Source organism: Clostridium sp. (assembly GCF_036781005.1).
GTDB lineage: Bacteria > Bacillota > Clostridia > Clostridiales > Clostridiaceae > Clostridium_B.
Genome location: NZ_DAIQBT010000041.1, coordinates 1 through 23,821 on the forward strand (window position 1 = coordinate 1; position 23,821 = coordinate 23,821).

General features: G+C 33.5%; 29 protein-coding genes and 1 pseudogene. 1 reads left to right on the forward strand and 29 read right to left on the reverse strand.

The annotated features are described in order from the left end of the window. Nucleotides 1–43: 43 nt before the first annotated feature. The 23 genes and pseudogenes from V7Q02_RS13565 to V7Q02_RS13675 form a co-directional block, all read right to left on the reverse strand. Nucleotides 44–1,282: pseudogene (locus tag V7Q02_RS13565) on the reverse strand (terminase large subunit); the annotation flags it as partial. Nucleotides 1,283–1,285: 3 nt separating this feature from the next. Then, nucleotides 1,286–1,756: a phage terminase small subunit P27 family gene (locus tag V7Q02_RS13570; RefSeq protein ID WP_333861588.1), complete on the reverse strand. Its 471-nt coding sequence runs from the start codon at nucleotides 1,754–1,756 to the stop codon at nucleotides 1,286–1,288. Between the two features lie 58 nt (nucleotides 1,757–1,814). After that, nucleotides 1,815–2,273, reverse strand: a complete 459-nt coding sequence (locus V7Q02_RS13575; protein WP_333861589.1) for a gamma-glutamylcyclotransferase family protein — start codon at nucleotides 2,271–2,273, stop codon at nucleotides 1,815–1,817. A gap of 23 nt (nucleotides 2,274–2,296) precedes the next feature. Next, the gene (locus tag V7Q02_RS13580; RefSeq protein WP_333861591.1) at nucleotides 2,297–3,190 is read right to left on the reverse strand and encodes an amidoligase family protein; all 894 of its coding nucleotides are present in this window, start codon (nucleotides 3,188–3,190) and stop codon (nucleotides 2,297–2,299) included. Nucleotides 3,191–3,465: 275 nt separating this feature from the next. Then, nucleotides 3,466–3,777, reverse strand: a complete 312-nt coding sequence (locus V7Q02_RS13585) for a hypothetical protein (protein WP_265873624.1) — start codon at nucleotides 3,775–3,777, stop codon at nucleotides 3,466–3,468. A gap of 69 nt (nucleotides 3,778–3,846) precedes the next feature. Then, complete coding sequence (locus V7Q02_RS13590) at nucleotides 3,847–5,085, reverse strand: site-specific DNA-methyltransferase (RefSeq protein ID WP_265873623.1); 1,239 nt, start codon at nucleotides 5,083–5,085, stop codon at nucleotides 3,847–3,849. 37 nt (nucleotides 5,086–5,122) lie between these two features. Then, nucleotides 5,123–5,560: a helix-turn-helix domain-containing protein gene (locus V7Q02_RS13595; protein WP_265875029.1), complete on the reverse strand. Its 438-nt coding sequence runs from the start codon at nucleotides 5,558–5,560 to the stop codon at nucleotides 5,123–5,125. A 273-nt stretch (nucleotides 5,561–5,833) separates the two neighbouring features. Continuing rightward, nucleotides 5,834–6,187, reverse strand: a complete 354-nt coding sequence (locus V7Q02_RS13600; RefSeq protein ID WP_333861593.1) for an HNH endonuclease signature motif containing protein — start codon at nucleotides 6,185–6,187, stop codon at nucleotides 5,834–5,836. Nucleotides 6,188–6,269: 82 nt separating this feature from the next. Further along, on the reverse strand, nucleotides 6,270–6,773 hold the full coding sequence (locus tag V7Q02_RS13605; RefSeq protein WP_333861595.1) for a DUF3368 domain-containing protein: 504 nt from the start codon (nucleotides 6,771–6,773) through the stop codon (nucleotides 6,270–6,272). Continuing rightward, complete coding sequence (locus V7Q02_RS13610) at nucleotides 6,766–7,074, reverse strand: UPF0175 family protein (RefSeq protein ID WP_333861596.1); 309 nt, start codon at nucleotides 7,072–7,074, stop codon at nucleotides 6,766–6,768. The genes V7Q02_RS13605 and V7Q02_RS13610 overlap by 8 nt, the downstream gene beginning before the upstream one ends. A 218-nt stretch (nucleotides 7,075–7,292) precedes the next feature. Then, nucleotides 7,293–7,460: a hypothetical protein gene (locus V7Q02_RS13615; protein WP_265873620.1), complete on the reverse strand. Its 168-nt coding sequence runs from the start codon at nucleotides 7,458–7,460 to the stop codon at nucleotides 7,293–7,295. Nucleotides 7,461–7,478: 18 nt separating this feature from the next. Beyond that, entirely contained in the window at nucleotides 7,479–7,748 is a 270-nt protein-coding gene (locus V7Q02_RS13620) for a hypothetical protein (protein ID WP_333861597.1), read from the reverse strand. Then, the gene (locus tag V7Q02_RS13625; RefSeq protein WP_265873618.1) at nucleotides 7,745–7,876 is read right to left on the reverse strand and encodes a hypothetical protein; all 132 of its coding nucleotides are present in this window, start codon (nucleotides 7,874–7,876) and stop codon (nucleotides 7,745–7,747) included. Before V7Q02_RS13625 ends, V7Q02_RS13620 begins: the two co-directional genes overlap by 4 nt. Before the next feature lie 66 nt (nucleotides 7,877–7,942). Continuing rightward, on the reverse strand, nucleotides 7,943–8,095 hold the full coding sequence (locus V7Q02_RS13630) for a hypothetical protein (protein WP_333861598.1): 153 nt from the start codon (nucleotides 8,093–8,095) through the stop codon (nucleotides 7,943–7,945). Nucleotides 8,096–8,121: 26 nt separating this feature from the next. After that, nucleotides 8,122–8,298 (reverse strand): hypothetical protein, encoded by a 177-nt coding sequence (locus V7Q02_RS13635; protein WP_333861599.1) that lies wholly within the window; start codon nucleotides 8,296–8,298, stop codon nucleotides 8,122–8,124. 209 nt (nucleotides 8,299–8,507) lie between these two features. Then, the gene (locus V7Q02_RS13640; RefSeq protein ID WP_333861601.1) at nucleotides 8,508–8,909 is read right to left on the reverse strand and encodes a hypothetical protein; all 402 of its coding nucleotides are present in this window, start codon (nucleotides 8,907–8,909) and stop codon (nucleotides 8,508–8,510) included. A 4-nt stretch (nucleotides 8,910–8,913) separates the two neighbouring features. Beyond that, the gene (locus V7Q02_RS13645) at nucleotides 8,914–9,213 is read right to left on the reverse strand and encodes a VRR-NUC domain-containing protein (RefSeq protein WP_333861602.1); all 300 of its coding nucleotides are present in this window, start codon (nucleotides 9,211–9,213) and stop codon (nucleotides 8,914–8,916) included. Nucleotides 9,214–9,361: 148 nt separating this feature from the next. Continuing rightward, nucleotides 9,362–9,697, reverse strand: coding sequence for a hypothetical protein (locus tag V7Q02_RS13650; protein ID WP_333861603.1), 336 nt, complete (start codon nucleotides 9,695–9,697; stop codon nucleotides 9,362–9,364). 284 nt (nucleotides 9,698–9,981) lie between these two features. Further along, the gene (locus V7Q02_RS13655) at nucleotides 9,982–12,513 is read right to left on the reverse strand and encodes a DUF927 domain-containing protein (protein ID WP_333861604.1); all 2,532 of its coding nucleotides are present in this window, start codon (nucleotides 12,511–12,513) and stop codon (nucleotides 9,982–9,984) included. Between the two features lie 47 nt (nucleotides 12,514–12,560). Next, the gene (locus V7Q02_RS13660) at nucleotides 12,561–13,343 is read right to left on the reverse strand and encodes a hypothetical protein (RefSeq protein ID WP_333861606.1); all 783 of its coding nucleotides are present in this window, start codon (nucleotides 13,341–13,343) and stop codon (nucleotides 12,561–12,563) included. A 124-nt stretch (nucleotides 13,344–13,467) separates the two neighbouring features. After that, complete coding sequence (locus V7Q02_RS13665) at nucleotides 13,468–13,866, reverse strand: gp33 family protein (RefSeq protein WP_333861608.1); 399 nt, start codon at nucleotides 13,864–13,866, stop codon at nucleotides 13,468–13,470. 26 nt (nucleotides 13,867–13,892) lie between these two features. Then, nucleotides 13,893–15,206: a DEAD/DEAH box helicase gene (locus V7Q02_RS13670; RefSeq protein WP_333861609.1), complete on the reverse strand. Its 1,314-nt coding sequence runs from the start codon at nucleotides 15,204–15,206 to the stop codon at nucleotides 13,893–13,895. Next, nucleotides 15,199–15,516 (reverse strand): hypothetical protein, encoded by a 318-nt coding sequence (locus V7Q02_RS13675; protein ID WP_333861611.1) that lies wholly within the window; start codon nucleotides 15,514–15,516, stop codon nucleotides 15,199–15,201. The genes V7Q02_RS13670 and V7Q02_RS13675 overlap by 8 nt, the downstream gene beginning before the upstream one ends. Nucleotides 15,517–15,855: 339 nt before the next feature. Between V7Q02_RS13675 and V7Q02_RS13680 the strand changes: the two genes are divergently transcribed. Beyond that, entirely contained in the window at nucleotides 15,856–16,362 is a 507-nt protein-coding gene (locus V7Q02_RS13680) for a helix-turn-helix domain-containing protein (protein WP_333861612.1), read from the forward strand. Between the two features lie 99 nt (nucleotides 16,363–16,461). Here the strand turns inward: V7Q02_RS13680 and V7Q02_RS13685 are convergent, their stop codons facing one another. The 6 genes from V7Q02_RS13685 to V7Q02_RS13710 all read right to left on the reverse strand — a co-directional run bounded on the left by V7Q02_RS13685 (nucleotide 16,462) and on the right by V7Q02_RS13710 (nucleotide 23,734). Continuing rightward, complete coding sequence (locus V7Q02_RS13685; RefSeq protein ID WP_333861613.1) at nucleotides 16,462–16,635, reverse strand: hypothetical protein; 174 nt, start codon at nucleotides 16,633–16,635, stop codon at nucleotides 16,462–16,464. Nucleotides 16,636–16,855: 220 nt separating this feature from the next. Continuing rightward, nucleotides 16,856–18,718, reverse strand: coding sequence for a hypothetical protein (locus tag V7Q02_RS13690; protein WP_333861614.1), 1,863 nt, complete (start codon nucleotides 18,716–18,718; stop codon nucleotides 16,856–16,858). Beyond that, nucleotides 18,715–20,358, reverse strand: a complete 1,644-nt coding sequence (locus V7Q02_RS13695) for an ATP-binding protein (protein WP_333861615.1) — start codon at nucleotides 20,356–20,358, stop codon at nucleotides 18,715–18,717. The genes V7Q02_RS13690 and V7Q02_RS13695 overlap by 4 nt, the downstream gene beginning before the upstream one ends. A gap of 38 nt (nucleotides 20,359–20,396) precedes the next feature. Then, nucleotides 20,397–22,100, reverse strand: coding sequence for an ATP-binding protein (locus V7Q02_RS13700; protein ID WP_333861617.1), 1,704 nt, complete (start codon nucleotides 22,098–22,100; stop codon nucleotides 20,397–20,399). Between the two features lie 39 nt (nucleotides 22,101–22,139). Next, a complete protein-coding gene (locus V7Q02_RS13705; RefSeq protein WP_333861618.1) occupies nucleotides 22,140–23,306 on the reverse strand; it encodes a hypothetical protein in 1,167 nt (388 codons plus the stop codon). Between the two features lie 230 nt (nucleotides 23,307–23,536). After that, the gene (locus tag V7Q02_RS13710) at nucleotides 23,537–23,734 is read right to left on the reverse strand and encodes a hypothetical protein (RefSeq protein WP_333861620.1); all 198 of its coding nucleotides are present in this window, start codon (nucleotides 23,732–23,734) and stop codon (nucleotides 23,537–23,539) included. Nucleotides 23,735–23,821 lie beyond the last annotated feature (87 nt).

The window sequence follows — 23,821 nt, forward strand, 5'->3', positions numbered from 1 at the left end:
TGTTTTTTTAAATATTTTTGACTTTTTTCTTTATCTCTTAAGTTGACGACATTGTCTGCACGGCTCCCCAACGGTCAAAAGCTATTTCTTTTATATTAAATTTAGTTCCAAGTTCATCTATGAAGTTTTCTATAAACCCATAGTGAATAACATTACCCTCTGTAGTTTTTAGAAAACCTTGTTTTTTCCAAATATCATAGGGTACATGGTCTCTTCTAACCCTTAGATTTAAATTATCTTCTGGTATCCAAAAGTATGGGACCACATAGTACTTATCATCTGTATCCATTGGTGGAAATACTAAAACAAAAGCTGTAATATCTATAGAACTTGATAGATCAAGTCCTCCATAACACTCTCTTCCTTTCAGTTTTTCAGGGTTAACAGGGAATGAACATTTATTCCAAACATCCATAGGCATCCAACGTACTGATTGCTTCACCCACTGGTTCAATCTCAGCTGGCGGAATATATTTTCTTCTGCTGGATTTTCTTTTGCACTTCCAAAGGCATCCCTGACTTTTTCAATAGGTATGGTGTATCCAAGTGAAGGATTGGCCTTATACCAATTTTCCTCTAAGCTCCAGTTGTCTTCATCTTTAATTCCATAAATAACCGGGTAAAAGGTTTTGTCAATTTTCTTACCTTTTAAAATATCTTCTGCCTTTTGATGTACCTCATAACATATAGAATTTCTATCCGTTCCAGCAGTTGTAATTAAAAAGAACAATGGCTGCATTCTAGCATCTCCACTGCCCTTTGTCATAACATCATATAATTCTCTGTTAGGCTGCGCATGCAGTTCATCGAAGATAACTCCATGTACGTTAAGTCCGTGTTTACTAAAAGCTTCTGAGGATAAGACCTGATAATAACTTCCTGTCGGCATATAAACAAGCCTCTTCTGTGATATTATCGGTTTTATTCTTTTCTTAAGAGCAGGACACTGTTCTACCATTTCCACAGCAACATCAAATACAATGGATGCCTGCTGCCTATCTGCAGCGCAGCCATAAACCTCTGCCCCCCATTCATTATCTGCACAGGTAAGATACAAGGCTACAGCTGCAGCGGTTTCACTTTTCCCATTTTTTTTAGGTATTTCTACATATGCTGTATTATATTGTCTAAACCCGTTGTCTTTAACTGTTCCAAATATATCTCTGATTATTTTATCCTGCCAGGGTAAAAGCTCAAAGGGAACTCCATGCCACACACCTTTTGTATGCTTAAGGTTATTAATAAATTTAACTGCCCTTTCAGCTTTTTTCTCGTCAAACATAAATTAGACCATCCTTAGAATATCTTCCATGGGGTCATCTGTATCTCCGGTTTTTTCCCCAACATTTATCCTTGTCCTTGAAGCAGGTGTAAGTCCAAACTCAGAGCAAAAATCTTTCATAATCTTAAGGTAGGTTTGGGCAATGGAAACCTGGGGCACCTGCTGGATATACCCGGATGGAGTTTTAAAAATAGTGCCGTGCTTTGTTAAAAATTCTTCTGCTTCCTTCCACCTTGCATAGGCCTGGCAGTATCCAGCAAAGGATGCCGCATCAACCTTTGTTAGAATGCCTATAGCTTCAAGTGACCTGCTCATCCTTCTCCATTCCTTTTTAGCCTCCGGTTCAAGCCATGTGGGACACTTAGGTGCTTTCTTTTCAGGCTTTGGTTCATTTACATTTAAAGGTCTTTTCCCCGGATTTCCTTCCAATACTTTTAGTGCAGTAGGCTTTGGTTTTCTTCCCCTCTGTGCCATAGGTTTCACCTCCAATCCTTATTTTTTCTATAATAAAAGAGCCTACTTTAGTAAGCCCTTAAAATTTTAGTTCCTTAATATTTTTATCAACTGCTTCCATTAAAACATCTGTGGGTATTTTATTATCCATATATCCTTGTCTAATAACATCAACGTAGTATCTTACAGGTTCTGCCGGAAGCTTTTCATATTCTTTAGCCATAACATAAGCCATTGCCATAACTGTACCATCTTTTGTAACAACTTTAATATCCTTTTTAACATACATCTTTGGATGTCCCTCGTAAATATCCAGTGCCTTTTCACACTCTTTAGTTATTTCCCATAAAACAATAGGTACTGCCCCTCCAGAGCTTTCCTCAATATTTGCAACTCCGCTGTTAGTTCCCCTGAAAGTGATTCTATAATTTTTAACTTCTCCTGTGCCTATAACTTTTGCCTTTGGACACCTGCGTTTCATCTGCTTAAGGTTCATGTTAGAACCATAAGCTGCATATATCTTGTTTTTCATTGCCATGTACTCCTCTCCCAAAATAAGTTTTAAGCTGTATGCCTCCAAGCCGGGTTTCCTTCAAGATTTGCTAGAAAATGGTGCCTACAGGTCTCAAACTCTTTCCCTATAAGTCCCAGTCTTAGCATCCAGCACCTGAAGGTGTATTTTTCATTGTCAGTTGTGGTTCTTTTGCTGCTTGCTGACTTTTGCCTTATAGCCTGATGACTTACTGCAAGGCAAAATTGGATGTATGCTTTAATTTTACCGGCATGGGTGGTGCTGTTAAAGAGTCTAAATTCCACTGTGCCCTTATCAAAAATACTGTGGAGGTTAAGTCCGTGGTACCTGCTTCTGTGATAATGCCTCTCTCTTGATTCGCTGCCATAGTCTTGGTACCAGATATCTGCCAGTTCCTCCAAAGTCTTTGGTTTCTTTTTGTTTATAGTGCCTAAAAGTTTCTCGTTTACCTTTTTACAGTATCTGAGCCTTTCAGGGTCTATCTCAAGGGATTTATAAAGCAGTTCCTCTTTGCTTGCAATTAAATTTACAAGGTTCTTAAGACTTAAAGGCGTGTGGTTTGCCCCATCAATATGTATGTGGATTCCGCAGCTTTTGTTCACAACCATTCCTGCTTTTCTAAGTTTTCTTACCAGCTCCTGAAGGGATTCAATATCATTGTAGTTAAGTACTGGGCTTACTAGCTCAACTTTGTAGGTATCATTTGCCGGTACAATTTCTCCCTTTTCTTTTTTCTGCGGGTCAATGCTTCCGTCTGAAACTATGTTCCAAACTCTGCCTTCTCCATCTTTAATGTGATACCCGTCATATCTGCCGCCAATATATTCTGGTTTTGTTTTAAAAAACTCTGCAGCTTTCTTAGCTGCCATATACCTTGTCAGTCCAGTAAATTCAATTTCCACTCCATACTTTTGGCTTTTCAACGTTTTCTACCCCTTTCAAAGTGTGTTTATCATCTTCAGGCAGTGTGTATATTACCTCTGAAAGAGGTATATAGCAAGCTATATATGGTAGATTTTATCAAATTATTTATAAATCTTTATTTTCTTTAAATAAAGTCTAATATAACTATCAAGGTGGTGATAGCAATGAAAAAATCAAGCTTTACAAGAATAGATGTGCTTCTAAGTACCTCAGCAATTTACATTTTAATACTAACAGTAATTGTTTTTATAAGCTAATAAAGCCCCGTGGGGCTTTATTTTTCTATAGCTGTATACCTTGGGTATGTATATCCTTCTGAATCTACCAAGATGCATTTTTCCGCCTTTGTATTTTTTACCCTTATGCATCTTAACTCACCCTTTTCGTTGCAACCGCCATCTTCTTCTAATATCCAAGCCTGATCTTTGCAAAAGTCTTTTGTAAATTGTTTAAATTGCTCATTAGTTAATTTAATTTCCTTTGTGACCTCATAAGAAGTTTCTTTTATTCCATTCTTTTTAGCCTCTTTTGTAAGCTCCTTAAGCTCCTTTAAATTTAAAACTTTTCTTCCAAATAATGCTTCCATTTTTTATTACCTCCCTGTGTTTTTTTATTATGCTATATATCACTCTAAAACACAGTAATAGCAAGGTTTTTATTTAATATTTAATACATTTTTATAAGATATTTTCTCTCCATTTCTAATTAAGAAAACCCCTTCTTCTCCAGCACTTTCTATATACCTTTTTGCAATAACATCACAGTATTTTTCTTCAAGTTCTATAGCATAACAAATCCTTTCTGTTTGTTCACAAGCAATAAGTGTAGACCCACTTCCCGCAAAAGGCTCAAGCACTATACAATTTGAAAGACTAGAGTTTTTAATTGGATAAGACATTAAAGCTATTGGCTTCATTGTGCTATGAAGTTTACTTTTAGATGGTTTATCGAATTCCCATACAGTGGTTTCCTTCCTCCCTGCATACCAGTTGTGTTTACCCTTTTTCTTCCATCCAAAAAGACAAGGTTCATTTTTCCACTGATATGGTGATCTTCCCAAAACTAAGGATTGTTTTACCCATTGACATACTCCTGATAAATAGAAACCTGCATCATCAAATGCTCTTCTAAAAATAAGTCCTTTAGTATCAGCATGAAATACATATATTGAAGCATCATCTGCCATCCAATTGCTCATATTTGTAAATGCATTAAATAAAAACTTATAAAATTCCTCATCCTTCAAATTATCATTTTTAATTGTGCCTTGACTTCCATTATATGCTACTCCGTAAGGGGGATCAGTTACAACTAGATTTGCTTTCTTTCCTTCCATCAAAATCTCATAAGTTTCAGCTTTAGTGCTGTCATTACAGACTAACCTATGTTTTCCAAGAAGCCACACATCTCCTTGTTTTGATATGGCAGGTTCATTTAATTCACTGTCTACATCAAAGTCATCTTCTTTGATTTCCTTATCATGAACCTTAGAAAATAAATCATCTATCTCTGCGGCATTAAAACCTGTGAGAGAAATATCAAAATCTAAATCCTTTAAAGCTCCAATTTCTAATGCCAGGATCTCATTGTCCCATCCCGCATCCAGTGCCAGTTTGTTATCGGCCAGGATGTATGCCTTCTTCTGTGCTTCAGTTAAATGTTCAACCAGAACACACGGAATTTCTTTTATTCCCTCTTCTTTTGCTGCCGAAATTCTGCCGTGGCCGGATATAATATTTTTATCTTTATCAATTAAAACTGGGTTTACAAAGCCAAATTCACGCAGGCTGCTTCGGATTTTTATTATCTGCTCTTTACTGTGGGTTCTTGCATTATTGACATAGGGTATTAATTCATCGATGTCTACTATTTTTAACTTTTCTATCCTCTTCACTGCACTCACCTCTCATTTTTACCATTAAAAAAACACCTTACTCACTTTGAGTGGTGCCGCCAAATCTATATTCACTTGAACATCTAACAGAACAAAACTTCCTGTTTTTATTACCGTAAGCTTTAAATTCTATGCCGCAGTTTTTGCATATAAAAGTATACCACGCCTTTTTATTTTTCTTATCACTATTCTGGCTCCACCATGTCCTCCTGCATTCATCCGAGCAGAACTTTGATTTTCTGCCTCTGCGATCTTCTGAATTTATTTCTTTTCCGCAGTGAAGACAGTTCTTGGGTATATTTATAAGGTCTTCAATGCCACCTTCAATTGGCTGGCCATATCCTGTAAGGTTATAAGCCTTACATACATTTCTTACAGTATCTCTTTTTATTTTTAAAATACCTGAGATGCTTTTATATCCATAACCTTTCTTTCTAAGCTTTAAAATTTCATATTTCTGTCCTTTATCCAGCATATTTTTCACCCCGCAGTTTAAAACAATTCCTCAAAATTTACACCCCCGCCTATGGAATTATGCGTTTTCCCACGTAAAGGGGGCCACCCGGCCTTCTGCCGTAAGGCTTAGAGGAATATACCCCCTCCCCCTATGGGTATTCATGGTTTACCCCTCTCTTACTGCATGACAAATCATCCACAGGTTATCCACAACTTATCCACAGATATTCCAAACAGTCTGTGGATAATATTTTTATTTAAAGTCATAAGAATGAACCTTTCCTTTCTTTCCTCACCTGCCATCCTCCTTAGCAGTCTTTCTATCATGGCAGGACTTACATAAAGGCTGCCAGTTATTCTTATCCCAGAACAATTTTTCATTACCTTCATGGGCTTTGATATGATCCACAACAGTTGCAGCTTTAATTACACCTTTAGCTTTACACTCTGCACAAAGCGGATGCTCATGTAAGAACTGTTTCCTCAGCTTCTTCCACCTACTTGTGTTGTATAGATGTTTGAAGGGTCTGTTTGCCCTGTTGTATTCTCTATCCACTTGTTTCCTGTGTTTTTCACAGTACCTTCCATAGGTTAGTTCAGGACAGTTTGGATAACTACAAGGCTTTGGTGGTTTTCTTGGACACATTTCTTTTTCTCCTTTTTTTAAAATACATAAAAAACCCTTGAAACTTTATCAAGAGTTTTTCTATTTGCTTTTAAAATGATTCTCAGTCCAATTCTCCTGCTGATCTTAAAATTTCATTATACAATTTTACGGATATTCTAAATCCGTTTTCTATTAATACATCTAGATGCTTTTTTACACTTTCAATTTTTTTATACTCTTTTGATAATAATAGAATTCCCATCAATCCGATTGTTCTTAACAAAGCTGTCTCTGCAAAATGTCTAGCTGACCTATCATCTATTATTACCCTTTTTATTTTCAATTCTTTTGCCGCAACCACAACCTCAAGTTCTCCTCGGTGGAGTCTTCCATACAACTGTTTCACTAACATCTTATTTTTTACACTATACACCTTAATATGATTGTTTTTAATAGCTTCTATTAGTTCACTTGCACCCATTTTCTTAATTTTATCAGCTATTGTTATTTCTTTATAAACCTCTTCTGTAATATAAACCTCATCAAAAATCTCCCATAGCAAATCTAACTTTTTAATAATACTTAGCCCTATGATTGGGCTTGAATTACATACAACTTTAGTCATTTTTGTTAGCTCCTAATTTGTCTTTTAAATCTCTTAGTGCAATTTGATCAAGACGAAATTCATCTTCTGTATATTCATTCCAAGGTATATTTTTATTTTTAAGTAAATCCATAAAATCTACAAGGTTCATTTCTGCTATCTCAGCTGCACGAGCTAATGATACAGACTTACTTGTAAATAATGCAATTGCTATTGATATAGTTATATTATCATTTAAAGATTTTGAAAGTCCCAGATCTTCTATAAGTGGTATTAAATCATTAGACAAGTTCAAATCTATTTTTACTTTTTCAGCACCCAATTTACTTCACACCCCTAACTAAATAATGCAAATTCTTATATATATTATACTCTATATTTCGATTATTCTGCGTAATTTAAATTATTCTTTTCACTTAAATGTATGATACGAATTATTTTACTTACAGCACAAAATCATCTTAACTTATTCTATTGCTCCACACGTATTTTTCACATTCATGCACAGCCATATTTATTCCCCCAAGTTAAGTACACCGTCTAAGTGATATTGAAAAGAGTGGTGACATAGTATTTTCTCCAGATGTTGTAGTACTCAGAAGCTTCATCCATGCTGTAACCTTTAATCATTAGTTTTCTAATGCCATCTCTTCTATGAACCTTTTCAAGACCATGACAAAGCTTATTTAATTCTTCTTGATTTAACATATTTCTCAGACTCCTTATTTATGAACACCATTCACTGACCCTCCCAAAACCTACAACCTCATAGTTACTGTCATCAATTTTTAAAAGAAATATAGCTTTCTCGTTATCATAGTTAATAATTTCATCAGGTACTTTTTTTGCCTGGAGAAATTTTGTTATATAATACTTAAGTTCCATCTGGATTTCTTTTCTCTTCATTGCTCCGAATAATTCCCTATGATCCCTTGCAGCTTCAGCTGATATTTTTATTCTTATAGGCTCTCTATCCTTGGATTGTATAATTCTCATTTCCCTCCTCCAATCAAAAAAGCCACGGATATTCCGAAGCTTATTATTTTAGGGCATATAAAACCTACTGGTATTTCCAGTAGTACCACGCAAGTATCCATTTTGGCATCTTCTATTCTTATAAACACACTAAGGCCTGTAAGTTCTCCAATTTCTATATGCTCCTTACCAACATCTTTACTTTCACAGATTCTCTATCCTTTGATTGTATAATTCCCATTTCTTCCTCCAATGAAAAAAACCCCGGATATTCCGAAGCTTATTATTTTAGGGCATATAAAACCTACTGGTATTTCCAGTAGTACCACGCAAGTATCCATTTTGGCATCTTCTATTCTTATAAACACACTAAGGCCTGTAAGTTCTCCAATTTCTATATGCTCCTTACCAACATCTTTACTTTCACAGATTCTCTATCCTTTGATTGTATAATTCCCATTTCTTCCTCCAATGAAAAAAGCCCCGGATACCCGGATGTCTCAAAGCTTGTTATTTTAGGGCATAAAAAAACCTCCCGGGATTTCCAGAGAGGTTTTACGTATACTTCCACACTTTATACTTTATCACATTTCATTCGTCATTTTCGTCAACTTTAATTTTTTTACTAATTTTTCTCGCTTTTTATCTTCGTTTTAAAGCATTTAGATTGCTTTTACTCCCTCGTTCTTCAATATTCTTGCTTATTTAAAAAACCCCTTAGATTTCTCTAAGGGGTTTATTCTTCCATATTCTATATCATATCACATTAAGTTCGTCATCTTAGTCATTTTTACTTTGTTTAAGAAATTTATTGTGTTTTCTCCGTGGATATTGTTCATCATATTCACCTATACTAAAAGCCACCTGCTTCCAGCTGAGTCCATTTATATATCTAAGACTTAAAATTAACCTCATCCGGCTGTCTTCAACACTATTTATATACCTGTTCAATCTATTAAGTTCATGGAAACACTTTTTAAGACTGATATCTAAAAGACTCCTAAGGTCTGCTATTTCAGCTGTATATTTTCCAACTTTATCAGATATGCCAGGAATTTTGGGCATTCCTGTTATATTACCTGTACATGATACTGCCAGAGTTTCAAGCTCCTGCAGCCTGCTCTGCATTCCCTCAATTTCTCTGTTTAAATGATAAAGCTGGGACAGTTCCTGTTTGGTCATAAGCTTATACCTCCAAATTTTCAAGTATATTTTTAACCTCTTCTAAACTTGTAACTTTGAAAGCTTTGCCCTTTGCCTCTTTGATTCTTTGTATTGTGATTTCCTGCAACTTTGTAAGTCTGCCTTTTTCGGTTTTTACCTCAAAGGCAATGAACCTGCCATTAAAGCAGCATATTATGTCTGGTATTCCTGATGTTCCGTATCTTCCCCCATGCTCTTTAAAACAGAAGCAGTTGTCCAGGGACTTTAGATACTTTAATATTTTATTTGTTATATTTTTTTCTTTTGCCGGAGCATCTCCCATATATTTTAAAGCCACCCTATCTGCTCTAAATCTTTATCTGCTTTTTTACTTTCATCCGGTGTAAGTTCTCTAATTCCGAGAGTTTTAGTGTCTCCATAAGTTTTTTCAACAAATTTGAAAGCTTCTTTGTACTTTTCAAGTTTTAACTTTAAAACAGTAAAGCTCCTTTCCTGAAGGCATAGTCGATATCACTGCAGGCTTTATCTAAAAGTTCATTAACCTCCGGGTTTTCCTCAAAATACTTTCCGATGCCGTCTCCCCACCTCTCTTCTGAAAGTTCCCTTGAAATCTCTTTATTTGCCGATATTAAAAGTTTTACTCCTTCTTCATCTAAGAAATGTTTACCGGTACTTTTCTCAAGTTTTACCGAGAGTACCTCAAGTTCTTTAATTTTCTTTGACCACTTTTTCTGCTCTTTTATGGTCATTGAGTATGCTTTTTGCAGCCTGCTTTTTATTATTTCAAGTTCATTTTTCTCTTTCAAATCCATCACCACCACATAATAAAAAACTTAGTAGTAACAGGAGTAACACCCCGGAAGCCTTGATTTTACAAGCTTTTGACCCTTATATTTTTTGTTACTCCTAAGGTAAAAAAACATACCCTATATATAGAGTTTAATTACTCTTATTATTTCTTTGGTAACTCCCCTATATAATATATATATATATTAGGAGTAACAGTAGTAACAGGAGTAACACAGGTTTATATTACTAACTTTTTTGGTATTTTTTTGTTACTCCTAATGTTACTCCTGTTACACCTAAATCAAAACGGCTGGCTCTCCTCAAGTTCCTTAAATTTTATTTCTATGAACCTGGATATCCCACCTCCAAACCTTTTGACAACAGAGTACTGGAGTTTTCCATTGTAATATGAGCTTCCAACAAGGCCTCTCTCCCCCAGTGCCCTTATAGTTTTTCTATAGGAATAATTCTTTTTACCTAAAGCTTCTTCCAGTATAGAAGGTAAAATATAAAAAGTCCTGCTTTCTATATATCCGTACCTCTGCTTCGCATCATTTTCAAACTGGTTTCTATTTGATATTGCCCATTCCCTGATAAATTCATAGGCTTTATCATTGACATCTTCCTGCTGCCCTTCAAGCTCCATTAGTATTTTATATCCCATATTTTTAGCTTCTTCTACTGCTTTTTCTCTTGGGCATCCAAATATTATCTCAGATACCAAAACATCAGCTGCAGAAACTAATGAAGTATTTGCCATATGGGTACCTACTTTTATTTCAGCTTCATATTCTCTACAAAAGGTATCATATAACTCTCTAATATCCGTTGAAAATTTACCTCTATTCATTAAATCCCCTAAAAACTTTTCACCTGCAAATCCATAGTTTTCTGCTGTTACCTTATGCATTTTTCCGGCCGAATTTTCATTTTCAAAAGGTGCACCGTATATTTCTATTACTCTTGTATTTATGCCACTCTGGCTGTTAGATGCTATAATTGGTTCTTCACCTGTCGTCAGTATAATACTCCGCCATGATGAACTCTTTTGAAGTCCACCGCTTTTTGTTCCCCGCACCTTAGATTTTCCAAGGGAGAGCATATATACAAGGGACTCAATAAAGTCCTGCCTGTTTCCAACAACCTGTTTTTCATCTATTCCAAGTGGCAGGTCATTGAAGAAACTTGCCATCTTCTCAAGTCCTACCCTTGTGGCATTAAAATTGCCCATCAATCCTTCCGGCTCTCCCCAGACCGATAATGCCGCCTTTAGTGCTGCCGTTTTACCAAAGCGGGTATTCCCCCAGTTGTGAAGCATAAATATTCTGTGGTTCATGACTTTAAGGAGGGGAGCTGCAAAACTTGCCGAAAGTATAAATCTAAAAATATAATTGTCTCTGCATTTTCCTATATGCTTAGTCCAATCCTCATATTCACCCGATTTATGGTAGGCATTGACCCACCTGCTGCTGTTTGGGTCCACATCAACTACAATATCTCCTGCCAGGTAAGGGAGAAACTTACGGCTGTGCCATCCCATTTGAGTCACCGATTTTGATATCTGGATCAAATCCATATTTTCATCAAGAAGTGCACCTAAAAACCTTACAAGAAATTTTGAGTTTTCAGAGGTTACATTTATGCCTATATCCGAAAGTTGTATTATGGTTCTATTCTGGAAAAGTGTTGACCTCTGTACTATCTGCCTGTGCCACTTCTTATCCTTCAGAAAAGCTATTTCTAACTTTTCTTCGTTGGTTTCAATACTTACAAGCCTCTTTGAGATAATTACAGGGGTACTGCAGAACCTTACATCTATGCCCCTCTTTTGGTCAAGTATAAATATTCCATCTTCTGTGAGCTTAAACCCCTGTGGAATTCTTAAAGATACGGGTGCCCCTTTAATTACCTCATCAGGTTTTACTGCAGCTTTTTCTATGTCAACCTTTACTGCACTTTCTATTACAGCATTCCACCTGTTTTGAAATTCATCTTGTGCATTTATGTGGAGTTCACTGGGGTCTTTGAAGTTTGGGATAGTAATTTCAAACACTTCATTTTTAAAGGCTGCTTTAAAAAGTTCCCCACAGATCTTCCTTAAAAAAGTTTTTCCTCCCTGATCCGGTTCCTTATAGATATACACATTAAAATCCTTCAAATGCTCTGCCCATTCCTGCCTGAAGGTACTGGCTCCCGGAACTCCAAGGGCAGGGATATTATAAAGCCACAGAGTATGTGCATCACTTTCACCTTCAACTAAAACTATATAATTAAAAGCCCCAAAGTCTTTTATTTTCCACAGTCCATAAAGGTTAATTTTAGAACCCCTTGCCCAGCTGAACATTCTTTTTCCATACCTGTTTCTTTTGCAGAGTACAGCCCCTTCCATATCAAAATAAGGTATTACTATACCGTTTCTGGTATTTTTAATTTGGAGCTCAGATAAAAATTCTAGGGGCAGCTTTTTCATTTCCGAATAGTATTTCAATGTAAATTTTTCTTTCTTTTCAGGTTCTCTGTATTCTCCTGCAATTTTTAAAAGTCTTTTATAGGCTTCTTTACTATCTATATTTTCTATCTTTTCAAGAAAGGTCTGACCATTTCCAGATTCCCCGCAGGCCTCACATTTAAAACACCCATTTACAGTATTAAACCAGAAGGAAGCCTTATGGTCGTTATGGAAAGGACATAGACCCTGCATTTTGCTTACTCCTGCCTTTTTGAGCCTTTTTACATACTTTTTATAAAAATCGGCCCAGTTTATTTTCGAATCCAGGTTATTCAGTTTCACCACCTCCAGTGAAATGTCTGAACATATATATGCATAAATCACAGGATAGGACAAAAGTCCCTACCCTGTGTGAAATTTTATCTACTGCTTTAAAAAGGCTCTGTTTCCGTTTCTGTTTCATTTTCAGTTTCTCCAGCCTTTAAATTTTCACCTTCTTCTTTATAGGCTGCATAATTATCACAATTTTCAGCATCTATATCCAGTGCAATATTTTTAGACATTTCCCTCACGTGGTTAACCAGTGGCATTACAGCTTGAATTTCCTCCCCATTTAGATCTCTTAGAACCCTGAACACTGCCTGTGAGAACTGAATTCCCCTGCTGCTTACAGCTTTTTTAAGGCTAATTTTTGCAACTAACGTATGGCATCTCTTCCCTTTAGTCACAAGTCTTCTTATAAATGCCGTAAACCCTTTAAGTGAGCCTGTGGGAAGGGTGAGAAGTATTGGAAATACTTCTCCTTCCCTTAAAATAAATATTCTCCTTTTATTTTTGCATGCCTTTCCACTGCCATTTTCTCCCGTACCAAACTGGTTATAGGGACAATTTATACATCTGCCGCCAGGAGTTCCTTCCCCTGCTTTTCCATCAAGGCTGCCGCAGTCCGGCGGGTTACTTCCCCCGGTGTATTTATCTTTATAATAACTATTCAGTGCGTGGTGGTAGAGTATAACTCCTTCTATTTCTTTTGCTGCCTCGGACTCTCCATTATCTCCCGGTACTTCAAAGGTGAGTCCTCCCCCTGCAGGAATTTTTATTTTATCAAAGGTTGAGGTTAATCCGTCCAGTTCCTCTATAAGTCCATTATGGGCATTGAATTCAGCTGCTGCTAAATACCCTCTTTCCTGCCCCATTAATTCCTTATTTTTCATTCCTTTCCCCCTTAAATTTTACTTGTTTATACCCTCATACTCTTTGTATCATTCATATTCTTTGTATTATTGAATCTATGTGAATTTTTAATAATTTTCATTGTTATCCATAACCCATCAGAGGTTACTTCGCTTTTCTAACTCCTACTATTGTCTTTTCAAAGACATTTACTCTGCCTTCAAGCCAGGCAGGCAACATTTCATCATTTTCTGACATCTGCTCCCTTACAAAAGCTGACAAACTATTTGTGTTAACTGTCTCTGTAACCAATGAACCAAACCCATTAGTTTTAAGTGCTTCAAATAATTCTTGCTTTTGTCCGGCCACTGCCGATGCATAAGTTTTAGCATTTAAATAAAATAATGTGCCGCTTCTGTTAAAGCTCTGCGTTTCAGTATCAACCATCATGTCAGACAGTTTTATTTCCACATCCTGAATTTCTCCGTTAACTGTTTTAAGTTCTTCTTCCCGGGTTTTTTTAATTTCTCTTAGTTCTTTCAGCCTGTCTGCGAGTTCAAACATTTCATTTTCCACATAACTCCCCTCCACTACTTGATAACCTTTTTCCAGTTATCCACAATTGACTTTGCTATATCTTCCTTTCTTCCAAGTGCCTCAATAACGGTTTCATCTACAGTACCTCTGGCCACAAGGTGAATATAAAGACAGGGCTTAGTTTGACCGATTCTATGGATACGTGCTTTGGCCTGTATATAGTCTGCATAGTTATAGGAAAGGCTGTAAAATACACAGGTGCTTGCGGCAGTCAGTGTTATGCCCATAGAAGTTGTTTGGAGCTGCCCTACAAAAACCTTATATTCCTCATAGTTTTGGAATTTTTCTATTTCCCCTGCCCTGTCTTTTACTTCGCCGCAGATCATTGAGTATTTAATCTTCTTTTTTTCTATGAGTTTACAGATTTCTTTAATCTCCGGAATGAACCTTGCCATAATTACAAGTTTTTCTCCTGCTTGGATGGCAGTTTCAACAATATCCGCTAAGGCTTCTATTTTTGCCCTGGATATTTGCTCGTACCTCTGGGTTTCTTCATCTGCCTTTATAAATCCCCCTGTTATCTGCTGGAGCCTTAAAAGCTTCGTAAGAATATTTGCAGCTGTTACATCTCCCTTTGAAAGCTCCATGTAAGAGTCTTTTGCAAACTGTTTATAAAGTTTTTGTGCCTTACCCTCTAACACTATGCCGTGTGTTTCATCTATTGTTTCGGGAAGGTCAAGGGCTTCTTCTTTTGTAATTCTATAGGCTATGGAATGGGTTTTTTCTATAAGTTCTGGAAGGTTTCGATATCCTACTGGCTGGTTATAGTCTCCTAAGACTGCATAGTAATTTTTAAAAGCGTAGAAGGAAGTTCCAAATATACTCTGGTCCAGCATTTTGTATTGACTGTATAAATCTAGTAGATTTTGAGTTATAAGTGAGCCTGTCAGAATCATTCTATACTTACAGGTCTTCGATATTTTATGAATTGACTTACTTGTCTTTGCGTTAGGGTTTTTTATTCTTGTACTTTCGTCTGCTACTATAAAGTCAGGTTTCCACTGCATTAAATCCTTTTCTATAAGGGATGTGCTGTCATAATTTATAACTGCCACCTGCAGCCCACGGTTTTTCATTCCCTTTAACTGCCCTTTTTTCTTTTCACTGCTGCCCTTTAAAACTGTGAGAGAATACCTAAAATCTGCAAATTTTAAAAACTCCTCTTCCCATACAATAACTATGGACTTTGGGGCAATAACAAGAAGTTTTTTAATTAGTCCATTAAGGTATGCCCTTCCTGTAATGGCCACGGCAGTTATGCTTTTTCCGCATCCCATCTCCATAAGTAGTGCATATCCTCTACCCATGTGTTTCACCTACTTTAAAAAGTTTCATTTTACTGCAGGCTTTATTAAAGGCTTCAATTTGATGTGAGTATGGTTTTACTTTTATAGGCATGGGTTCTATAGGCAGTGGTGTTTTATCTTTTCCCCCACTGGTAACTAAAAATTCTTTCTCTTTCTCTAGTAGTTCTTTACAGAAAGTGCAGCCAAGCATTTTTAAAATGGTTATATTTTCTTCCAGAAAAGGAATTATCCATGTTTTATTCTCCGGATTATACACTCTTCCTTTAATTTGCTTGATTGTTTCCCTGTGAGTAAAGCTTTCCCAAATCACAATTTTCCTATTTACATATTCTGCATATATACCTCTCACCACCTTTTAAATTTTTTATATAATTTTGTAATATGGTAATTTTTAATATAACATAATAATTTTTGTATGTAAAAAAACCTATACTATCATTTAAACCTGTTTAGGAATATGAAGCTAAAGAATACTCCCATTTACTTAATTTTCCTATAGAAACTCTATACTTATTATACCTTTAAATGAATCATATACATTAAATTGAATTTCTTAAAATATATTATACAAAAAGGTGTTTTTTCTTTATTGTCATTTAGTTCCTGACATATAATTACGGTATAAATACTGAAAAGGGGGATTTTTGAAGTGGTTTTATCAAGAAAAGAAATTGGGCTGTTAATTAGAAAAGCCAGACAATATAAATCAAAAGCAATTCAAAAAAAATATACCCAGCAGATGCTTGCAGAAGACTTACATCTTTCCAGGGGATATATCGGAAATATTGAAAACGGCAGAATTTATCCGGAGGCTGCCTTACTTGCAAAAATTGCAGAAATATGCAGTGTACCACCTGATTTTTTTGATGAAACCGACAAAATATATAACAGTAAATTAATTCAGCCCGCTGCCTGCAGTAAAAATACTAAAACTAATACAGAGAGCCGCTCTTTAACCAAGAGCCCTCCCACTTATCCTGATATTACAGATGTAAAGCAGGCTATAGAGCTTATTTTATCCCAGCCGAAACTTATGCTTAATGGAGAAATTTTAAGTGATGAATCAAAGCTTGCCATAGCTAAAGCTCTAAATATGGGACTAGCTTATGTGGAAAAGCTGCAGGAAAAAGAAAATACTAAAACTAAATATAAATAAGATTGAAAGGGAACTGTAACTTAATGTTTAATATATGCTAAACTATTTTACACGGAGGACTAAACTCAAATAAAGTAGACAGTTCCCACCTTCCGCCATTTACTGTCTACTATCCTCCTTATCATCAAGTTTTTTGAGAAATTCCTCCCAATCTTTATCCGTTGCCACTTTTCTTGCTTTTCTCAGTGCCGCTCGGATTATCTCAGATGACATAATATACTCCTGAAGATCTGGAGCTATTGTGTTTTTACCACTTCCAGTTAAGTTAAACATTTTGTTTTTTCGATATCACTGAGATATGCAGGAGCAATTCCTAGTTTAGCGGCCATAGCTCTTTAAATTTTTTATGAAAATTTAAAGTTAAAGTATTCAATGATTATTTCATATTGGAACACTCTATTAAACTTTGAAAATCATTAATTTTAATATATTATTTTATTATTATAAAACTTAAAGTCTTTGATACTGTTTAAATAATTTATTTTAATTTTAATTATTCTAATTTTGACTTCATTACTTTTTCAGTATCATCTCTACTAATAGTGTAATAATCTAAAACCTTTAAAATCTGTTTATCTTTAGTTAAATCATTAATATTTGAAAAATCATTCATTTTGACAATATCTTTTAATCTTTCTAGTTTCTTATCAGGAAGTGAACTGAAATCATTCCACCAATTTTCAGTTATTCCATTTTCCTTATAAAAAAAACGATATATAATCATTGCTTCTGGCATATATAATAATTTTTCAAATTCTTCTTCATCTTTTCCGAAAGCTTCTTCAAAAAAAGATTTTCCCCTACCAACCTTTCCTTTTGTTGAATTTAAAATAGCCTGAATAGAACGTATAAACTTTCTGCTCCAATATTTTCCTATGTATGTTCTATTTTTGAAGTATTTTGGGTCCTGAATAGGATGATATTTCATTGGGAAAGAATAAATACTTACTCCAAGTTCATCACATAACTCAATATTTAATCTCATTCTATAATATAATTCTACAGGTGGTTCTTCAAAATTATATAATAAATAATTTGACATATTTTTAATTCCATTTTTTGCAGCCAATCGTATAGCTTTTTTATAAACATCCCTTAATTTCCAAGAATCAAAAGCTATCCTCAATGGATATATTGGTATTTCAGCTAACCTTCTGATATTATGCTCATTGATCAATCTAGCATCTATCCCTTGATTAAAATCAACATGACGTACTTTTGGACGCGGATTGTGAATTTTTTTAAATAAAGGTCTAAAATACTTATCAACATCAAGTATCTGCTCTTTAGTTGCAGTGTTTCTAGTTAACAATTTTTTATCATACAATAATGTATAAATTTCTTTTTGTTGCTTATCATCACATTTTTTATAAATATCCTTATATAGATTAACTATATTATTAATATATCCACTGTCGTTATATCCATTAATTAGTCCATTATATGCAATTTCATACTTATTAGGCTCTTTAAACATAGCTCCTTTATAAAAGCCACATGCTTTTATCTCGTCAATAATATCATCAAATCTATTAGATGCTAATACATTATTATCTAATAATAATAGATTTTTCTTAGGTCCATATCTCTTATTAATATATTCAATTTGTTCTTTAATCCCTATAAAACAATTAAAATTAGGTTCTATTTTAGGAACTGCACAAAATGAACATTTATTAACACAGCCTCTTGTCATATATGCATAATATCCTTCATTTTCAGGATAGGTATAATTAATTTCATTTAGAATAGAATAATCTAATGGTAAGTGGTCAATAATAATATTATTAGGATCATACTCTCCACTCTTATCTAATAGTCCTATGTGTGGTTTTATTCCTGTTTCTTTCTCTATTTCATCTGGAACCAGTGAAGCTGCTATTCCACCAACTTTTACCTCATTAACATTTTTACAAAGCACCTTAAACATATTTATGGTATTAATTGTTTTACTCCAATAAAATGTAAATAATGTTGTTATACAAATCCTATCCCATTTAGGATTTGTAATATATAACTTTTTTAAATAATAATTTCTATAATACTTTAAATTTTCTTCAACTAATACATTGGAACTTAATGCTATTAACTTCTCGTAATTAGCAGTATATCCTCTTTTTATGTACTCAATAATTACCTCTCTATAATCACTCCAAGTAACCTCACTGTCATTGCTTGACAATTTTTCTAATAGTTCATTATATATCTCATTTAAAATAAAATCTTTAAATTCTCCCTTGTAAAATGTTACATGATCACCTAACATTTTGTGGTAAGTAGCTATCTTCATAAGTCCCATTGGCGGGTACTTATTTTTATAATTAGGCTCAATCAATAGTATTTTTCTAGCACTCATCTTTTTAACTCTTCTTGTATTTTATTAATCAAAGCATTTCCTTCCTCTGACGGCAAATTTTGATTTATTACACCATAAATTTTAGAAACTAATTTTCTTTCTTTACTATTTAAATTGGATAATTGATCTGTCAAGTATATCCTTTTCCTTTTTTTAGGTTTATTCTCTTTATTCTCTTTATCCTCTTTACTTTCTTTACTTTCTTTACTTTCTTTGTTTTCTGAAGAACCCTTTATACTATTTTTTTTATGTAATCCCTTCTCCTTTAATTCTCCCTCATAATTTTTTTTAACATGTTCTAATACTATTTCCAGAACACTGTTATTTTCCGATTTCTTTTCTAACTTGTCAATACACTTTTGCGCTTTTATATCTTTCAATCTAGCTTCTTCAATATCCTGTTCCATTTTTTCTTTTTCTTTGTCATTGACAAATATACCTTTTTTCTTTTCATAATTTTTTTGTTTTTCTAACAACTCAATATTTCTCTTATATGAATTTTTAGCATCATTTGCATCCTTATATAATCTTTTTAAATTTTCATCAAAATATAGTTTCAAACGTGCTTCTAATTGATTTCTTGTTTTATTCTCATTAAAATAATCTCTTCGAGCATTTGGCACCAAGTCTTGATGTACAGCATGTACCTCGCCAATAAAATAATAATTTCCCCTATCTTCTTTAAATAATGGAACGAGTGTATTGCCATCGCCTATTTGTATATTAGATTGTCTTAATCTGATTCCAGCCATTGGATTAAATTTCCAAGGTATTCTTTTTATAAAAGAACTTATTCCATACCACATCCAGGCCAACAATTCTCCATGCTCATTCTTAAACTCTTCTATTCTAATATCATATATTTCATCATATTTCTTTTTAGTTATCTTGTTACCTGATTGTACTGAATCATATAACCTAACTGTATAAAGTTTATTTATATCTTGATCATTAACATAAATTTTATATTCATTTTTAGGTAATGATTTACTTTCCATATACTCATATATTTTATTCTTATATATTAACTTACTGCTATATGGCACTGGTGCATTTTCTGCAATATATTCTCTTACCTTTTCAACATTCAAAAGTTCACTATTTTCTTCTCTAATCCCTAATAATTCAACTCTAAAAAAGTGCTGTTCTTCTTCACATGGTTCATACTCACATGAAATAATCCTTTCTAATACAGTACTGGCATCATCTTTTACTGTTTTATCGTTGATAATCATTATTAATTGTTTAGCATCCCAAGTCATAATAGTCTTTTCTTTTTCACCTTTATAGCTAGTGACAAATCTCAATTTATTACAGTATGCTAATCCCCCTAAACGCCCAATCCCTCTAAATCCTTTCGTATTACCTTCATCTTTTTCTGAATCTGCTACATCTGCTAAAGTTACAGCGATCTTATCTTTTGGTACTCCTGTTGCATTGTCCGTAATTATTATTTTTCTCTCTAATATATCAATTTGTATATCAATATATAGTTTTTCTTCAAAATAATTATTATATATAGCCAAATCAATCTGATCCGCTGCATTTTGAATATATTCTCTATACATTATCTTAGAATCCTTATACATTCCAATTGTTAAATTTTCTATTGCATTTTTTCCAATTTTTATATTACTCATCAGTATTCCTCCATCTTATTAACTAAATTTTCATAAGCCTATTTAAATTGCTTATATATTGGTTCTGGAAATTTAATATTTAATAATGAACTAAAAATTGGATTTTGAATAATATATTCTCCTTGTTTAAGTCTTGTCATCATATTTTTATAAACAGACGGAATATATTTGTAATCCCCCTTTGATAATTCTATAGCATTAGTCCTTCCATAAGCAAATGTTGAACAATTTCCTGAAACCCTATTATGGATAGCACTTTTGAACTGCTCAGCTGCAAATAAAATAACCCCTAGAGAACGACCTCTTTCAGCTATATCAAGGATTTGCCTCAAAATAGGTGAATCTTTTGGTGTATCAGTGGATGCAAATTTATTTAATTCATCAATAAATACTACTATCCTTGATGGCGGTCTTTTTCTTGCTGAATAATCTTTCTCTTTTAATTGGAAATCATATAATTCTCGTATTGTATTACCAAATACAAATGCTTGCATATCAGAATCTAATCGTGCAATATCTATTACATAAACATCATTTGACTGAATTTCGGAAATTTTATTTGCGATTCTTACTTCTCCATTTTCTTCTATAACATCATTAAATAACGGATTTTTATGAATCGACTTTTTAACTAATCTTGTAAACTTTCTCCAGCTCATAACACTAATTTCATTTTTATTTAATTTTCCGCCATTTCCTGCTTCACATTGTCTTTCGAGTTTTTCAATAAATTTTCCCCAAGTAGTAATATCATTAAATCCATTCTGCCCATCTATTATTTGATTGATAATTCCAGACATAGTTTGTGTTGAATCATCTATATTTGAAAACATTAAATCAATATTATCTTTATCTTTTTCATATTCAAATTTATACTGGAACGCTTTTCCTACATCTCTTTGCATTTCATATAAACTTTTTTTAACATATGAATTCGATTTATTATTTGTTGAAAATGGATAAAAATATTTAACTTGCTTAAAAGGTTGTCCTGATAGCCCTAACATACTATAAATTTGTTTAACAGCCTCTTCTTTTTCTTTATCTCCATTAAAGTCATTAGGTTCATCAATTGCTAACAAATCCATGCCTTTTACATTAAATACTACAAAAGCTACACTATCATTATCTTCTTCACACTCTTCATTTTCAATTTCCTGTGCTAAATATTTATCTTGAATTGCCTTTAATAAAAACATTGCATAAGAAGTTTTAGCTGCTAATCCCGAAATACCAGATATATTTAAATGTGCTCCCTCTGGTCCAATTAAAAACTTTGAGTCAACGTTAACTGGCAATGTTATTTTTTGATTTTCTCCTGAGTTTTTATACATTTCAAGATATCCACAGACTAATGGATTTTTAATATTTTTCAATCCTAATGCTTCACTCACTTCCTCCTTTGTAGCAAGAAATACTTTTGCTCCACTTTGAACTGGAATAAAAATATTTTTGTCGTTTCCTAAAACATTTGTTTTTACATAATTCATTCCTATTCTCAATGTATTTTCCTCGGTTTCCACATTACCAAAATCACTTGAAATAAAATTTGATAAAAAACTAGCTGAATCAGTAATATGAGAAATTTCTTGTATTACTGCATATGTTTTACTTTCACCTATATGCTCAACCTTAACTACATCAAAAGGATTTAATATTAAGTTAACATTTGTCCAAAAACAAAAATTATCAATTGTTGTTGGCACTTTTTCTGTTGCTATTACTCTACCTATCAAGTTCATAATATACATTCCCCTATATTTCTTTATTTAACTTCCTATTTAAAATAATTGCATAAACATATCATTGCTAATATACTTACTCTTTATAAAAGATTCTGTTAAATATATTGGATATAAATGATTAGCCCATCTTGCATCTTTTCCATAACAAACCGGATTTCTCTCATTTAATATATGAGCTGAAATATTATCAATTTCATCCGTATCTATTCCATAACTTTTTTCTTTATCAGTAATAATTAACTTTTCTATTTTTAAGATTCCATCAAAAATGCTACCTGTATACCTAGCATCCCTAATTCTTAAATACCAAATACAAAAATCCACATCAGCTCTCGTTGATGTATATCTAAATGCTGGGGTGCGTTCAAAAACTTTTAATTTTGCAATAATATCTGAATTAGAACCCCCTCCTTCAACATAACATTTTGTAGGATTAAATGATTTAGAAACACCAACGACATAGCGATAATTATTAGCTATCTTTGCATCACTTAAATTTAAACCTCCATTGTTCCTAACCCTATTTTTAGAAACTTTCGGATACTCTAATGATCCGTCCTTAATCAAATAATTATCCTCATCTAATCTTCCTTGTGCAACTAAATCTGCTACAATTTGTTTTTCAAGTTCAACCATATAATCTTGGATTTTAGCGATTCCTTTTTTATCATAACTTTCATCTTTATCTGTGGAATAAATCAACAAATCATTAAAATCCAAATGTAGTTGATTTTTTATTCTTGGAATCTTATTAATTTGAATCAATAAATTATTGGCTTTATCTTTTTCATGCCATTCATCTCCACTAAAAGCCTTATTAGGTAATGCAATTACAAGTTTTCTTTCAAAAAGTAATGCTGGTTTTAGCAGCTTTTCTCTTCTTTCACAGCACCCTACTCCAACTTGTCCTGCAATTACAGGATATACATTTTTATTATAAGAAATATCATCAACCTTATATGTATGTCTAGACCCATCTAGAAAAAAAGAAAAAATAGACGGAGCTGATACCCTCTTTTTAGCATCTAATTCTAAACTTTTCGGATTTTTAAATTTTTCTGTTTCCCCATATTCCTTCCAGATTACTTCTTGATTATCATCATAATCGATACCAGCCCTATCTGTTGTATCATGACAATATTTATGTGATTTAAAACTTTTTCCTGACGTTTCCTTCTCTATGACTTCAATAATATTTCCCATATCATTCTCCTTAGAAAATTTAGCATTCATAATATATTCAATATACAGTTATCATACTACTTGCCGGTATTTTTCACTATATTATATCATTAATTACACAAATTTTCACATTACTACTATAATTGATTTGTATATACTCCACAATTCTACATAAATAACGTGTATTTTCCATATAAAGGGGGCCTCCAAGTGTAACATCTATACTCAAGGACTGTACGCCACTGGTTTTACTATATTTTGAATTTTTCTCTGTTTCCTAACCTTGTATTAAGAGACATATGCATTTCACCCCCCTCTTCACAGCCATAACATTTCAACATTTTGGCTGTATTTTTTTCCGGATTTACTACCGTTTCCACATGAAGTAGTTCAAGCAACATGTATACTAAAATTAGTAATTCAAATACTATCATTATAATAGCAATCAATTTAAATTCCTCAATAAGTTTGGAGGTGCACGCCCAATGTCGTCAACTTAACAAAACAGTAATATAAAAATTACAATAAATTTAAAA